This window comes from Geodermatophilus sp. URMC 62, assembly GCF_052931475.1.
Genome location: NZ_JBRFHY010000001.1, coordinates 2271210 through 2284972, shown reverse-complemented (window position 1 = coordinate 2284972; position 13763 = coordinate 2271210). Strand labels below are relative to the sequence as shown.

The window sequence follows — 13763 nt, the reverse complement described above, 5'->3', positions numbered from 1 at the left end:
GACGCCAGGAGGGTCGTGGCACCCGCGACATAACCTCGCGGGTGCCATGACCTCCTCCCCCGCCCGCCTGCGCGCCGACGCCTGTCCCGGCGCCCTGCAGACCCACTCCGCCGCCGACGGGGAGCTGGCCCGGGTGCGCGTGCCCGGCGGGCTGCTCACCGCCGGCCAGCTGCGCGTGCTCGCAGGGGCTGCCCGGGAGCTGGGCGACGGGGCCCTGGAGCTCACCAGCCGGGGCAACCTGCAGCTGCGCGGGCTGGCCGCCGGGTCCGCGGCGGCGCTCGGCGACCGCCTGGCCACCGCCGGCCTGCTGCCCAGCGAGAGCCACGAGCGGGTGCGCAACGTGCTGGCCAGCGTGCTGACCGGCCGGAGCGGGGGGCACCTCGACGTCCGGCCGTGGGTGGCCGCGTTCGACGCCGGGCTGCGCGCGGATCCCGCGCTGGCCGCGTTGCCCGGCCGCTTCCTCGCCACTCTGGACGACGGCCGCGGCGACGTCACCGGCCTCGGCGGCGACGTCGGCCTGCTCGCCCTCGACCCGGGCACAGTGGCCCTGACGCTCGCCGGGTCCGACAGCGGGCTGCGCACGACGCCCGCCACCGCCGTCGACCTGCTGCTCGCCGCCACGCGCGCCCTCCTCGCCGAGCGGGCCGCGCAGGGCGGCACGGCCTGGCGGCTGGCCGAGCTGACCGACGGCCCGGCGCGGGTGGCGGCCCGCCTGCCCGGCCCGCGCGCGGCCGCCGTCCCCCTCCCCCCGGCTCCGGCGACGGGTCCCGTCGGCGCGGTGACCCAGCGGGACGGGCGGACGGCGCTCGTCGGCGTCCTCCCGCTGGGGAGGCTGACCGCCGCCCAGGCCGACCTGCTGGCCGGCCTCGCGGACGACGTCCAGCTGACGCCGTGGCGCAGCGTCGTCGTCCCCGACCTCGCCGAGGACCGCGTGGACGACGCCGCCGTCGACCTGCACCGGACCGGCGTGGTCTTCGACGCGGAGAGCGCGTGGACCCGGGTCACCGCGTGCGCGGGTCGGCCGGGGTGCGCGAAGTCGCTGGCCGACGTCCGCGCCGACGCGGCCGCGGCCGTCGCCGCCGGGACGGTGCCCGACGGCGCGCGGCTGCACTGGGCCGGCTGCGAGCGCCGGTGCGGCCGGCCCCGGGGCGAGGTCCTCGACGTCGTCGCGACCAGCGAGGGCTACCGCGTGGGTCGGGCCCTCCCTCAGTCGTCCGCGGGGTAGCGGGCCCCGGCCGCGACCTCCGTGCCCTCGGCGAGCTGCGCGCGGCGGCCGAGCAGCGCGACGTCGCCCTCTCCCCCGACCGTGCAGCCGCGGCCGACGTCGACGCCGTCGTCGACCACCGCGCGGGTCACCGTCGCGCCCGACCGCACCCGCACACCGGGCAGCAGCACCGAGTCGACGACGGTGGCGCCGGCCTCGACGACCACGCCGGGTGAGAGCACCGAGCCGCGCACGTTGCCGGAGATGCGGGTGCCGCCGGAGAGCAGGCTGTTCTCGATCTGGCCGTCGTCGAGCACCCGGGCCGCGCTGTGCCGGCCGCCGCGGGTGTGCACCGGCCAGGCGGGCTCGTCGAGGTCGATGGGCGGCTCGGCGGACAGGAAGTCGCGGTGCGCCTCCCAGTACGACGACACCGTGCCGACGTCGCGCCAGTAGCCCTGCAGCGGGTAGGCCCGCGCCAGGCCGTCGCGGGTCTGCGCGGGCAGCAGGTGGGTGCCGAGGTCCTCCAGCCCGTCCTGGCCCACCTCCGACTGCAGCTGCTCGAGCCGGTCCAGCGTCGGCCCGGGGGTGAACACGAACACCTCGTTGGTGGCCGTCGTCGTCGCCGGCTCGTCGGGCTTGTAGGCGTACCCGGTCACCCGGTCGCCGTCGACCTCGACGATCCCGTAGCGGGCGGCGTCGTCGGCGGCGACCTCGGTGGTCACCATCGTCACCTCCGCACCCGACCCCAGGTGCGCCTCGGCGACCTCCCGGTAGTCGAGCTTGTAGACGGCGTCGGAGCTGACGACGACGAGCGCGTCGGCCCCGTACTGACGGATGAGCTCGGCCTGCCGCCACAGCGAGTTGGCGGTGCCGGTGTTCCACCCGCCGCGCTCGGTGCCCTGGAACGGCGGCAGCGTCATCAGCCCGCCGGTCGTGCGGTCGAGGTCCCACGGCCGCCCGTTGGCCAGGTGGTCGGCCAGGGACGTCGGGTGCTGCTGGATCGACACCCACACGTCGGCGATCTGCGAGTGCTCGCAGTTGCTCAGCGGGAAGTCGACCAGCCGGTAGACGCCGGCGAACGGGACGGCGGGCTTGGCGCGCTGCTCGGTGAGCAGCTCCAGCCGGCCGCCGGCGCCACCGGCCAGCACGAGGACGAGCACGCGGGGAAGGGCCATGCCGAGCCGCTACCCGGTGCGGACGCGACGTAGCCTCCTGCCCGATGTACGAGTACGAGAAGGACGGCGCGGAGATCTACCGGCAGTCGTTCGCCACGATCCGCGCCGAGGCGGATCTCAGCGGCCTGCCCGAGGACGTCGCCCGGGTCGTGGTCCGCATGGTCCACGCCTGCGGGCAGGTCGACCTCGTCGACGACGTCGCCTTCAGCCCCGGCGTCGTCGCCCGTGCCCGCGAGGCCCTCGACGCCGGCGCCCCGGTCCTGTGCGACGCGACGATGGTGGCCTCCGGCGTGACGCGGCGGCGGCTGCCGGAGGACAACGACGTCGTCTGCACGCTGGGCGACCCGCGGGTGCCGGCGCTGGCCGCCGACCTGGGCACCACCCGCACCGCCGCGGCGCTGGAGCTGTGGCGCGACCGCCTCGAGGGCGCCGTCGTCGCCATCGGCAACGCGCCGACCGCGCTGTTCCACCTGCTGGAGATGGTCGCCGCGGGCGCGCCGCGGCCGGCCGCCGTCCTGGGCATCCCGGTGGGGTTCATCGGCGCCGCGGAGTCCAAGGAGGCCCTGGCCGCCTCCGACCTGGAGTTCCTCGTCGTCCGCGGACGGCGGGGCGGCAGCGCCATCACCGCCGGCGCCGTCAACGCGATCGCGAGCGACGTCGAGTGACCGGCCGCCTCTACGGGGTGGGCCTGGGCCCCGGCGACCCCGAGCTGGTCACCGTCAAGGCCGCCCGGCTGATCACCGCCGCCGACGTCGTCGCCTTCCACGCCGCCCGGCACGGCCGCTCGGTCGCCCGCGCGGTGGCCGCGCCCTACCTGCGCGAGGGGCAGGTCGAGGAGCTGCTGGTCTACCCGGTCACCACCGAGACCACCGACCACCCCGGCGGCTACCAGGGCGCCATCGACGAGTTCTACGAGGCCGCCGCGGCCCGGCTGGCCGCGCACCTGGACGCCGGACGCGACGTCGTCGTCCTCGCCGAGGGCGACCCGTTCTTCTACGGGTCGTACATGCACATGCACAAGCGGCTCGCGCACCGCTACCCCACCGAGGTCGTGCCCGGCGTGACCAGCGTCAGCGGCGCCGCCGCGGCGGTCGGCCGGCCGCTGGTCGAGCGCGACGAGGTGCTCACCGTGCTGCCGGGCACGCTGCCGGCCGAGGAGCTCGCCGAGTGGCTGGCCACCACCGACTCCGCCGCCGTGCTGAAGCTGGGCCGCACGTTCGGCGGCGTGCGCGAGGCGTTCGACGCCGCCGGGGTGCTCGACCGCGCGCTCTACGTCGAGCGCGCCAGCACCGACCGGCAGCGCACGATGCCGCTGGCCGACGTCGACCCGGAGACGGTCCCCTACTTCTCCCTCGCGCTGCTGCCCAGCCCGCTGACCGGGCCGGGGAACGCGCCCGCCCCCCGGGACGACGAGGCGCGCACCGGGGAGGTCGTCGTCGTGGGCCTGGGCCCGGGCGACCGGTGCTGGACGACGCCGGAGGCCGCCGACGCGCTCGCCTGCGCCGACGACCTGGTCGGCTACGGCCCCTACCTCGACCGGGTGCCGGCCAACCCGCGGCAGACCCGCCACCCCAGCGACAACCGGGTGGAGGCCGAGCGGGCCGCGCACGCGCTGGAGCTGGCCCGGGCCGGACGGCGGGTCGCGGTGGTCTCCAGCGGCGACCCGGGCGTGTTCGCGATGGCCGCCGCGGTGCTCGAGGTGGCGGCCCGGCCGGAGCACGCCGGCGTCCCGGTGCGGGTGCTGCCGGGGCTGACCGCGGCGCAGGCGGTGGCCTCGCGGGTCGGCGCGCCGCTCGGGCACGACTTCGCCGTGATCAGCCTCTCCGACGTCCTCAAGCCGTTCGACGTCGTCCTCGACCGGCTGCGCCACGCCGCGGCCGCCGACCTGGTGGTCGCGCTGTACAACCCGCGGTCCAGGGCGCGCCCGCACCAGCTCGGCGAGGCGCTGACCGCGCTGCTCGAGGTGCGCAAGCCCGACACCGTGGTGGTCGTCGGCCGCGACGTCGGCGGGGCGCAGGAGTCCGTCGTCGTCACCACGCTCGGCGAGCTGGACCCGGAGACGGTCGACATGCGCTGCCTGGTGCTCGTCGGGTCGTCGCAGACGCGGGTGACGCCGTCCGGGCAGGTGTACACGCCGCGCCGCTACCCGGCCTGAGGGAATGCCGGGCCGATCGATGGCCTTGCCAACGGTCGTGCCCACCGCCCGACTCTCCCGCCCGGCCGCGTTCTGGTCGGTGGCCGTGCTGCTCGTGCTGGTGCTGGCCGCCTCCGGCGTGCCCTCGCCGCTCTACCGCGTCTACCAGGAGCAGTTCGGGTTCGGCCCCGGCGTCCTGACACTGGTCTTCGGCATCTACGCCTTCGCCCTGCTCGCCTCGCTGCTCGTGGTGGGCGGGCTGTCCGACCACGTGGGACGGCGGCCGGTGCTGGCCGGCGGGCTGCTGCTGCAGGCGGTGGCGATGGTGGTGTTCCTCGCTGCGGACGGCGTCGGCTGGCTGCTGGCCGCGCGCGTGCTGCAGGGGCTGTCCACCGGCGCGCTCACCGGCACCATGGGCGCCGCGCTGCTCGACCTCCAGCGCGGTGACCGCCCGCTGGGCCCGCTGGTCAACAGCGTCTCCCCCGGCCTGGGCCTCTCCCTGGGCGCGGTCGGCGCCGGCCTGGCCATCGAGGCCGTCGCCGAGCCGCAGCCCTGGGTGTTCGGCGTGCTCACCGTCGTCTTCGTGCTCGGCGCGGGCCTGGCGTACGCGCTGCCCGAGTCCTCGCCGCGACTGCCCGGCGCGCTGGCCTCCCTGCGCCCGCAGGTCGAGGTGCCGCGCGCGCAGCGGCGGCCGTTCCTCGTCGCCGTCCCGTGCCTGGTGGCGCTGTGGGCGATGGGCGGGCTGGTGCTCTCCCTCGGCCCGTCGCTGACCGCCGGCGTCTTCGGCCTCACCGACCACCTGGTCGGCAGCCTGCTCATCCTCTGCATGCAGGGCGCCGGGGCGCTCGGCGGCGTGCTGGCCCGCGACCTCGCGCCGCGCCGGGCGATGGCGGGGGGCTGCCTGGTCTTCGCCGTCGCCGTCGGGGCGCTGCTGGTCTCGCTGGTCACCGGTGCCGCCTGGCTGTTCTTCGTCTCCGCCGGTGTCGCCGGCCTCGGGTTCGGCGCGGCCTTCCTCGGCGCGGTCGCCACCGTCACCGCCGGGGTCGCCCCAGGCCGCCGGGCGGGGCTGCTGTCGAGCATCTTCGTGGTCGGCTACCTCGGCTTCAGCATCCCGGCCATCGCGGCCGGCATGGCCTCGGGCGCCGTCGGGCTGGAGGTGACCGCCGAGGTCTACGGCGCCGTCGTCATCGTGCTCGCCGTCGCCGCGGCGGTCGGGCTGCGGCTGTCGGGCCGCGGCCCCGCCGCCGTCCCGGCCGAGGAGTCCGCGGAGCCGCTGGCGGCCTGACGGTCGGCGTCCTCGGCCCCGCCGGGCTGCCCGTTCGCTCCCAGCGCGAGTCGCTGACCTGCGGTTCCGTCGTACCCCGGTCGTAGGTTCGCCTCGTGACAGCGGTCGAGGAGTGCGAGCCGGCGGGAGCCGGTGGGCTGCTCGACCTGCTGCTGGCCCAGGGTCCCGAGCTGCAGCGGTTGCCGGTGGGGTTGCTGTCGCGGGAGCAGAAGGCCGCCGAGCTGGCGCGGCTGCAGGCGGTCAAGGCGATGACGGCTGCCTACGAGGCCGAGCTGGTGCTCGGTCTGGCCGATGACAGCCCCGACGAGCTCGATCCCGCTCCTGGGACGCCGGGGGCGCGGCGGGGGTCGTGGGCGCCGGATCCCGAACTGCCCGGGGTGAGCGAGTTCTTCACCGCCGAGCTGGCGATGGTGCTCAACTGCGGCCGCGGCACCGCCACCCACCTGGCGCACCGGGCCTGGACCTACCGCGAGTCGCTGCCGGGCACCTGGGCCGCGCTGGCCGCCGGCAGCCTGGACGAGACGCGGGCCAGAGTCCTCGTCGACGTGCTCGAACACACCGACCCCGCGATCGCCCGCGCCGTGGAGGCGCAGCTGCTGGCCGAGGCGGCCACGCTGACCACCGGCAGGCTGCGCAAGCGCGCCGTGGCGGCGCTGCTGGCGGTGGACGCCGACGCGGTCGACGAGCGGCGGAAGGAGGCTGAGCGGCACGCCGACGTACGGGTCCACCCCGCTCCGCAGGCCGGCATGAGCACGCTGGCCACCGAGCTGCCCGCGCCGGTGGCGGCGGCCTGCCACGACGTGATCGACCAGCTCGCGGTGCTGCTGAAGCAGGGTGGCGACGACCGCCCGATCGGGCAGCTCCGCGCCGCCGTGCACACCGACCTGATCCTGCGCCCGTGGGACACCTCCCGGGCGCCGGTGACCGCGCACCTGCAGCTCGTCGCTGCCCTTGCCTCCCTCACCGGCCGGTCGAAGGAGCCGGGTGAGGTCAACGGGCTGCCGATCACCGCCGGGCAGCTGCGCGACCTGCTGCGCGAGCTCGACGGCCTGGGGCTGCGCACCCCGGCGGGCGGGTCGGTGACCGTGGCGCTGACCGACACCGACGGCGCCCTGCGGGCCACCGCCGGCCTCGACCAACTGCGGCGCCTGGTGCGCCGCGGCTGCCCCGCCCACCCGGACGCGGACTGCGAGTGTGCGGTGCTCGACCGGCCCGACCCGGTCGAGCACTACGCCCCCTCGGCCGGGCAGCAGACCTTCGTGCACACCCGCGACCGCACCTGCCGCTTCCCCACCTGCGCCCAGCGCGTGGGCCGGGCCGACGCCGACCACGTCATCGCCCACGCCGACGGCGGACCCACCGACTGCGCCAACCTGTGCTGCCTGTGCCGCCGCCACCACCGGCTCAAGACCTTCGCCCCCGGCTGGCGCTTCCGGATGAGCCCCGACGGCGTGCTGACCGTGACCACCCCGTCCGGGATCACCCGCACCACCCGACCACCGGGCATGCGCCCACCCGACGCACCCACTCCGGCGCCGCCCGAGGACCCCGCACCACCACCCGACGACCCCGCACCACCGCGGTCGGACGGTGACGCACGGACCGGACCGGACGACGACCCGCCACCGTTCTGACGCAGGTCACCGAGACGCCGACCATCACGCCCGGAGGCCGGCGAGCCCGTCGTAGGCGGCCATCACGAGCTCCAGTCCCCGGTCGTCTTCGGGTTCGCGCATCTGGTTCGTCACGTAGGCCACCGTCATGCGGCTGTCGGGATCGAGCACGACCAGGGAGCCGCCCCAACCGCCCCACCCCAGGGTGGTGCCGAACAGCCCGTAGCCCAGGCCGTACCGGACCGGCATGCCGAGGATGCGGTCCTCGCCGCGCACCTGCTCCTCGCGGGCACGGTCACAGCCGGCCCGCGACAGCAGGCGCACCCCGCGCACCTCTCCCCCGCAGGCCACCACCGACTGCACGAGGGCGACCGAGCGGGCGTTGCCGAAGCCGCTGGCTGCGGGGATCTGGGCACGGCGCCAGGCCACGCTGTTCCCGTCGCGGACCCGCACCGGGGTACCGGCGCCGGCGGTGGGGTTGCTGCCGCCCGCGCTCGCGACGTGGTCCTCGTCGCGTCCCGCCGGCGGGACGCTCCTCGCCACCCGGTGGTCGTGCTCGGCGGGGAGTCCGATGTGGAAGTCCGCCCCCAGCGGTCCGGCCACCTGCTCATGGAAGAACTCACCGACGCTGCGGCCGGTGATCCGGCGGACGACCTCGCCCACGAGGAACCCCTGGGTGAGCGAGTGGTACCCGACCGCGCTCCCCGGTTTCCATCGCAGGGCCTGCGCGGCCAGCCGTGCCGTGGCGGCCGGCCAGTCGTACAGGTCGGCGATCGGCCCGATCCAGTCGGGCAGGCCCGCGGAGTGCGAGAGCACGTGCCGCACCAGCACCTCGTCCTTGCCGGCCGCCGCGAACTCGGGCCAGTACCGGCCGACCGGTGCGGCGAGGTCGAGGTCGCCGCGGTCGGCGAGGACCAGCGCACACAGGGCCGTCATGGTCTTGGTGACCGACCAGACGTTGGTCAGCGTGTCCTCCTGCCACGGGACCGTGCGGGCCCCGTCGGCGAAGCCACCCCAGACGTCCACCACCGGTTCGCCGTCCACGACGACCGCCACCGACCCGCCCGCGTCCCTGTCGTCCAGGAACCCGGCCAGCACGGTCGGCACCGCGGTGAACAGGTCGTCGTAGGAGCCCTGCACGTCAGCCACGTGCCGTACGAGCCCACACCCGGCCCGGCGGGGCAAGCGGGTTTCCCCGGCCAGGCGGCCGCCGGCAGGAGGGCTCGGGCGGGAGGTCGCCCGGTGCTCGACGGGTCGGCCTCTCGGACCGCGCGGCCGGCGTCCACGCCCGCCGGGATGACGACCGTTCCTGCGCAGAGGAGCCGTGGGCCGGCAGCTCACCCGTCGGGCGCCGGGCGCCGGGCTCAGGACCGGGCGCGGCTCACCGCGGCGCAGTAGCGGTCGTGGTCTGCCCGCGCCTCGGTCAGCGGCGCCAGCACCTCCTCGTCGGCCACCTCGCCGATCCGGGCGGTGAGCCGCTTCTGCGCCGTCCGCGCCCGGCGTCTGGCCCCGGCGGCGACCAGGGGCCGGCACACCAGGGCCAGCAGCAGGCCGGCGAGCAGCCCGCCGACCAGCAGCAGCGTGGGCAGCGGGATCCCCTGCACGCGCGGCAGCGGGACGACGTCGTCGAGCTGCAGCAGCCCGAGCCCGGCCAGCGCCAGCAGCCACAGCGCCCCGACGAGCGCGGTCAGCGCCAGCAGCCACTGCAGGCCGCCGACGGCGCGCTGCCACAGCGGCGTGCGGTCCGGGCCGAGGTCGGTGCCGGCGACGGCGCGGTCGAGCCGGTCGGCCAGCCGCTCCCCGGTGTCCTCCGACGTCCGGCGCAGCTCGTCGCGCCAGGCCTGCGGGAGCCCCCGCCCGGCGTCGTCCCGGGCCCGGCGGAGCGCCGCGTCCATGCCGGCCCGCTGGACCGCCCCGGCCTCCGGCAGCGAGGTGCGCACCCGCTCGTCGCCCAGGTGCAGCCGGCCCAGCGGGTCGGCGCGCAGCTTCGACGTCCAGCGCAGCACCGGCCAGCCGGTGTGCGCGACCCCGCTGCGGCGGGCCGAGCGCTCGACGGCGGCCACCACGGCCGGCACCCCGGCGGCGTCGGCGAGGGCCCCGGTGAGCTCCTCGCGCGCGGCCCGGTCGGGGCCGCGGTCGCGGCCGGCGTCCGGGGCGCAGTGCGCGGCCAGGGCGCCGGCCGCGGCCCGGGCGTCGGCGGTGAGCCGGTCGGTGGCCGCCTTGCGCGCCCCCACCCGGCGGGCCAGCTCACGGCGCAGCTCGGGCAGGCCCAGGCCGGTGCGCGCCGCCGTGGGCAGCACCGGCGTCCCGGCCAGCCCCTCCTCGTCGAGCAGCCGGCGCAGGTCCGCGAGGCAGGCCGCGGCGGCCGCCTCGTCGAGCCGGTCGACCTGGTTGAGCACCACGAGCAGCACCCCGGAGTGGCCGGCCAGCGGCGCGAGGTAGCGGGTGTGGACGGCGTCGTCGGCGTACTTCTGCGGGTCGAGCACCCACACCAGCACGTCGACCAGCTGCACCAGCCGGTCGACCTCGAGCCGGTTCTCCAGCCGCACGCTGTCGTGGTCGGGCAGGTCGAGCAGGACCAGGCCGTCGAGCGCCGGGTCGGGGTCGTCCACCCGGTGCCGGCGCGGCACCTCCAGCCAGTCGAGCAGCCGGTCGGCCCCGTGCTCCCCCCACACGCTGGCGTGCGCGACCCCGGTGGTCGGCCGCCGCACCCCCGGCGTGCTCACCTCGGCCCCCGACAGCGCGTTGAACAGCGTGGACTTCCCGCTGCCGGTGGCGCCGGCCAGCGCGACGACGGTCGCGTCGCCCAGCGCCTCGCGGGCCCCGGCCTTGGCCAGCAGGGAGCGCGCGGTGCCCACCTCGGGCACCTCCAGCCGTCCCTCGGCCACCCCGACGGCCTCGCGCAGCGCGGCCAGCCGGTCGGCGAGCGGGAGCTCGCGGGCCCTCACGCGGCGGCCCCGCGCGCGGCGGCCAGGGCGGCGACGGCGGCGCGCAGCCGGTCGGCGGCGTCGTCGGCGGGTGCCGCCTCAGCCAGCAGGTCCTCGAAGCGGTCCTCCTCCCAGCGCAGCAGCCGGTCGGCACGGGCGTCGAGGTCCTCGCGGGCCCGGGTGGCCAGCGCGCGCACCGCGGCGTCGCCGAACACCGCCTCGAGCACCCGCTGCCCGACCGCCGTCGTCCCGCCGGCGATGGCCAGCTCTGCGCCCGACAGCCCCGCCGTCGAGGCGAAGACGGCGACCATCACCACCGCGCCGGCCCCGTTGACGCCCCACGACAGCAGCCGCGCCTGGGAGCGCTTGCCGGCGCCCTCCTCGCGGACCAGCTCCAGCACGTACCCCTGCCAGTCGCGCACCTCCTCGGCCGCGACGGGCGCGAAGTCCGGCGAGACGCCGCCGAGGTCCTCCTCGCGGCCGGCCAGCAGGCCGGGTCCGCCGGGCAGCGCCCGCCAGGCGGTCACGGTGCGGTCGGCGGCCCGGTCGGCCTCGGCCCGCAGCAGCGTCTCGACGCCGGACTCCAGCGCGCCCTGCAGCGAGTCCGACGACGTCGGCCGGCCGGTGATGGCGGCGGCGAGCCGGTCGCGCAGCCGGCCCACCTGGGTCTGCAGCGAGCGCATCCACTCGCCGGTGCCGACGAAGTCCTGCCAGCGGGCCAGCACCTCCCCCCGCAGCAGGCTGCCGTTGCCCACTCCCTCGCTGACCGCGTCCCGCGCGCCGTCGTAGGCGGCGTCGGCGGCCGACCGCAGCGCGTTGGCCGCGGCGGCCTGCTCGTCGACGCCCGCGGCCACGCCGGCGACCCGCCCGTCGAGGCTCTCCAGCGCGCCGGCCAGCGTCTGGCGGACGACGGCGGCGCGCTGCTCCTGGTCGGCGGCCAGCCCGCGCAGCCAGTCGCGCAGCGGGGCGACCTGGTCCTCGGGCAGGAACCCGTCGACCAGCGGCCGCTCCTCGACGACGAAGAGCCGGGCGCTGCCCAGGCCGCCGCGCTGCAGCATCGCGGCGAGGTCGGCGGCCACCTCGGTCACCGCCTCCGGGGGCGTCCGGTCGAGCACGACGGCCAGCGCGGTGCCCCGCTCCTGCGCCGTCCGCAGCAGGTCCCAGGGGACGGCGTCGGCGTAGCGGGCCGCCGTCGTGACGAAGACCCACAGGTCCGCGGCCGACAGCAGCTGCCCGGCGAGGTCGCGGTTGGCCTCCACCACCGAGTCGACGTCGGGGGCGTCGATGAGCGCCAGCCCCGGTGGCAGCGCCTCGCTGGCCACCAGCCGCAGGCCGCCGGCCACGTCGCTGGCGGCGGCGCCCTCGCCGGTGGTGCGGGCCAGGCCGGGCAGGACGCGGTCGCCGGAGAAGGCCGCGCGGTCGACCGGTGAGCACACGAGCACGGGCGCCCGGGTGGTCGGCCGCAGCACGCCGGGCGTGGTGACCCGGGCGCCCAGCACGCTGTTGACCAGCGTGGACTTGCCCGCGCCGGTCGAGCCGCCGACCACCGCGAGCAGTGGCGCGTCGAGGTCGCGCAGCCGCGGCAGCAGGTAGTCGTCGACCTGGTCGACCACCGCCCGGGCGGTGCGCGCCGTGGCGTCGCGGGACGGGGTCGCCAGGCCCAGCGGAGCGGCGGCGACGGCGTCGCGCAGCTCCTGCAGCGCGTCGGTCAGCGGGGGCGCGGTCACGTGCCGGTACTAGCCCGGACGGGGCCTCCCTAGTCCCGGCCCGGTCGGCGTCCGGCGAGGGGCCGCCTGGTCAGCCGCCGGGGAAGAACGGTCCCGGGAACGACGGTGGAGCAGGGCGGTCACGCCCTCCTCCGCCGTCAGGGGCTCCCGGACCGCCGTCGGCCCGGACGTCGGCGCCGACGTCCGGGAACCGGCCGGCCAGCAGCGCCAGCGCCACCACGACACCGAGGACGCACAGGCCGATCAGGACCTGCTCGATGACCCCCATCTCGACCTCCTCGAGCAGCTCCCGTCCTCCGGCAACACCGACTCGGCCCGCCGAGGGCAGAGGACCGCTCGCCGGGACAGGACGCGTCTGCAGGGTGCGCGCTCCCGGAACGCGCGGCAAGCAGTACGGAGCAGCGGGTCAGCGCAGGACGGCGTCGAGGAACCCGTGCACGCGCTCACGCAGCTCGGCGACGCGCTCCTCGCCCACCTCGGCCGGGTCCCGCTCGCGCAGCCACGGCGGGATCTCCGTCCGCGCCCGCGCCGCGCAGCCCAGGTCGGCGCAGACGTAGGTGCCCACCGTGTTGCCGTTGCGGCCGGCCTCCCCCGCGCGCCGGGCGGTGAACAGCGACACGGCGTCGCCGGACTGCGTCGACCGGCAGAGCAGGCACATCACGCTGCGGCGGGCCGACATCCGCGACTCCGCCGCGCGCAGCGCGATGCCGACCGGCCGGCCCTCCCGCTGCACCACGAGGTAGCCCCGCAGCGGCGCCTTCGGGTCGCGCCAGGCGAGCACCTCGAGCTCGTCCCACGGCAGGTCGGCGAGGTCGCGCGGGAGGGTGGCGGAGTTCGCCTCGCCCTTCGAGCAGTTGACGAAGGAGCGCCGCACCTGCTGGTCGGTCATCGGGTCCACGAGGAGCCAGTCTCCGTTCCGGCACCGGTCCGTCTCAACCGGTTCGTCCAGCCGAGCGCCTCCGCCACGGTGGCCACGACCTCCACGCCACCGGGCACCGGCGGGCGGCGGACGAGAACGACGGGCAGCCCGAGCTGCCGGGCGGCGGCCAGCTTGGCCTCGGTCATCGCGCCGCCGGAGTCCTTGGTGACGACGACGTCCACCCCGTGGGCGCGCATCAGCGCCAGCTCGTCGGCCACGGTGAACGGCCCGCGGGCCAGCAGCAGCACCGCCCCGGCCGGCAGCGGCTCGTCGGGCGGGTCGACGCAGCGCACCACCACCCGGCCGGTCAGCCCGGCGAAGGCGCCCACCCCCTGCCGGCCGGTGGTCAGGAGGACGCTGCCGGCGTCCCGGACCGCCTCGGCCGCCGCGGGCAGCGAGTCCACGTACGTCCACCGGTCGCCGGACCCCGGCGTCCAGCCGGGGCGCTGCAGGCGCAGCAGCGGCGTGCCGGTGCGGGCGGCGGCCGCGGCGGCGTTCGCGGTGATCCGGGCGGCGAAGGGGTGAGTGGCGTCGACGACGGCGCGCGGCCGGTGCCCGGCGAGCCAGGCGGCCAGCCCGTCGGCGCCGCCGAAGCCGCCGACGCGCACCTCCCCCTGCGGGAGCCGCGGGTCGGCCACCCGGCCGGCCAGGCTGGAGAGGACGTCGACGCCGTCGGCGACCAGCGCCGCGGCCAGCGCGCGCGCCTCGCCGGTGCCGCCGAGGACGAGCACCCGATCGGTCACGGTGTCTCCCCTTCGCTCCCGCCGGGGATCATGGGC

12 protein-coding genes are annotated in these 13763 nt (G+C 77.4%); 5 read left to right on the top strand and 7 right to left on the bottom strand.

Annotated elements, in window-relative coordinates:
• Window positions 1-46: 46 nt before the first annotated feature.
• A complete protein-coding gene (gene cobG, locus ACU616_RS10980; RefSeq protein WP_446758493.1) occupies window positions 47-1225 on the top strand; it encodes a precorrin-3B synthase in 1179 nt (392 codons plus the stop codon).
• Here cobG and ACU616_RS10975 read toward each other — a convergent pair.
• A complete protein-coding gene (locus ACU616_RS10975) occupies window positions 1207-2379 on the bottom strand; it encodes a glucose-1-phosphate adenylyltransferase family protein (protein WP_446758492.1) in 1173 nt (390 codons plus the stop codon). The genes cobG and ACU616_RS10975 overlap by 19 nt on opposite strands.
• Window positions 2380-2423: 44 nt before the next feature.
• Here ACU616_RS10975 and ACU616_RS10970 point away from each other — a divergent pair, with 44 nt between their 5' ends.
• From ACU616_RS10970 to ACU616_RS10955, 4 genes are all read left to right on the top strand, one after another.
• The gene (locus ACU616_RS10970; RefSeq protein WP_446758491.1) at window positions 2424-3044 is read left to right on the top strand and encodes a precorrin-8X methylmutase; all 621 of its coding nucleotides are present in this window, start codon (window positions 2424-2426) and stop codon (window positions 3042-3044) included.
• On the top strand, window positions 3041-4534 hold the full coding sequence (locus ACU616_RS10965; protein WP_446758490.1) for a precorrin-2 C(20)-methyltransferase: 1494 nt from the start codon (window positions 3041-3043) through the stop codon (window positions 4532-4534). The genes ACU616_RS10970 and ACU616_RS10965 overlap by 4 nt, the downstream gene beginning before the upstream one ends.
• Before the next feature lie 37 nt (window positions 4535-4571).
• Window positions 4572-5798, top strand: a complete 1227-nt coding sequence (locus tag ACU616_RS10960; protein WP_446758489.1) for an MFS transporter — start codon at window positions 4572-4574, stop codon at window positions 5796-5798.
• Between the two features lie 95 nt (window positions 5799-5893).
• On the top strand, window positions 5894-7432 hold the full coding sequence (locus ACU616_RS10955) for a DUF222 domain-containing protein (RefSeq protein WP_446758488.1): 1539 nt from the start codon (window positions 5894-5896) through the stop codon (window positions 7430-7432).
• A 24-nt stretch (window positions 7433-7456) separates the two neighbouring features.
• Here ACU616_RS10955 and ACU616_RS10950 read toward each other — a convergent pair whose 3' ends face one another.
• The 6 genes from ACU616_RS10950 to ACU616_RS10925 all read right to left on the bottom strand — a co-directional run bounded on the left by ACU616_RS10950 (window position 7457) and on the right by ACU616_RS10925 (window position 13727).
• Window positions 7457-8560, bottom strand: a complete 1104-nt coding sequence (locus ACU616_RS10950; RefSeq protein WP_446758487.1) for a serine hydrolase domain-containing protein — start codon at window positions 8558-8560, stop codon at window positions 7457-7459.
• A gap of 215 nt (window positions 8561-8775) precedes the next feature.
• On the bottom strand, window positions 8776-10359 hold the full coding sequence (locus tag ACU616_RS10945) for a GTPase (protein ID WP_446758486.1): 1584 nt from the start codon (window positions 10357-10359) through the stop codon (window positions 8776-8778).
• A complete protein-coding gene (locus ACU616_RS10940; protein WP_446758485.1) occupies window positions 10356-12065 on the bottom strand; it encodes an ABC transporter in 1710 nt (569 codons plus the stop codon). The genes ACU616_RS10945 and ACU616_RS10940 overlap by 4 nt, the downstream gene beginning before the upstream one ends.
• A 70-nt stretch (window positions 12066-12135) precedes the next feature.
• Window positions 12136-12333: a hypothetical protein gene (locus tag ACU616_RS10935; protein WP_446758484.1), complete on the bottom strand. Its 198-nt coding sequence runs from the start codon at window positions 12331-12333 to the stop codon at window positions 12136-12138.
• 138 nt (window positions 12334-12471) lie between these two features.
• The gene (locus ACU616_RS10930; RefSeq protein WP_446758483.1) at window positions 12472-12954 is read right to left on the bottom strand and encodes an FBP domain-containing protein; all 483 of its coding nucleotides are present in this window, start codon (window positions 12952-12954) and stop codon (window positions 12472-12474) included.
• Window positions 12951-13727 carry a cobalt-precorrin-6A reductase gene (locus ACU616_RS10925; RefSeq protein WP_446758482.1) on the bottom strand — a complete coding sequence of 259 codons (777 nt, stop codon included), beginning with the start codon at window positions 13725-13727 and terminating at the stop codon, window positions 12951-12953. The genes ACU616_RS10930 and ACU616_RS10925 overlap by 4 nt, the downstream gene beginning before the upstream one ends.
• Between the last annotated feature and the right edge of the window lie 36 nt (window positions 13728-13763).